The following is a 576-nucleotide window of genomic DNA, read 5'->3' on the forward strand; positions in this document are numbered from 1 at the left end:
CCCTTGAAAACGTTCCATCCAACCTTTCAAACGATTATGAGAGTTATTGACGTGTTGAATATGGTATATGCCTTTTTTCACCCGTTGTTTTTGGCTTTCATTAACTGTTTCGTGTTGTAATCCTTTTAGTTTGGCGAATTTCTTGTAGTTAGTTGCTGTATCTGTACATAACAAAGCAGACGGGTGAATATACTCACCTATCACAGTATCAATTTCTTCTGCCTTTACACGACCTGTTCCTGCTTTCCGAGCAATCATATTACCATTTCGGTCTTGTGCCACGACAACTGCTATTTTAAGATTAGAAATCCCTCTTTTCTTGTCCTTTTCTCCACGTTTCTTGGCTTTTCTATGGGTAATTTCACGACCCTTCATAGACTCTCGAAAGAAGGTCTCGTCACTTTCAACGATACCTTGCAGTTGATTAAAACCAAGACTTCCTAATGCGTTCAGGATTTTATGTCTCCAATAGAATGCAGTTGATATATGAATTTTTAAGCGTTCAGCGATTTTCGGTAGGGTGTAACCTTCGACCATTAGTTCAATGTATTTTATCCACTTTTCAGGGTAGCGAGA

1 protein-coding gene is annotated in these 576 nt (G+C 38.7%); it reads right to left on the reverse strand.

Going from position 1 to position 576, the window contains the following annotated elements; genetic code table 11:
• On the reverse strand, window positions 1-576 hold a 576-nt coding region (locus LCM23_RS25740), incomplete at both ends, for an IS1595 family transposase (protein ID WP_224939363.1).

The sequence above is a fragment of the Cytobacillus kochii genome, assembly GCF_020171845.1.
GTDB classification, from domain to species: domain Bacteria; phylum Bacillota; class Bacilli; order Bacillales; family Cytobacillaceae; genus Cytobacillus; species Cytobacillus kochii.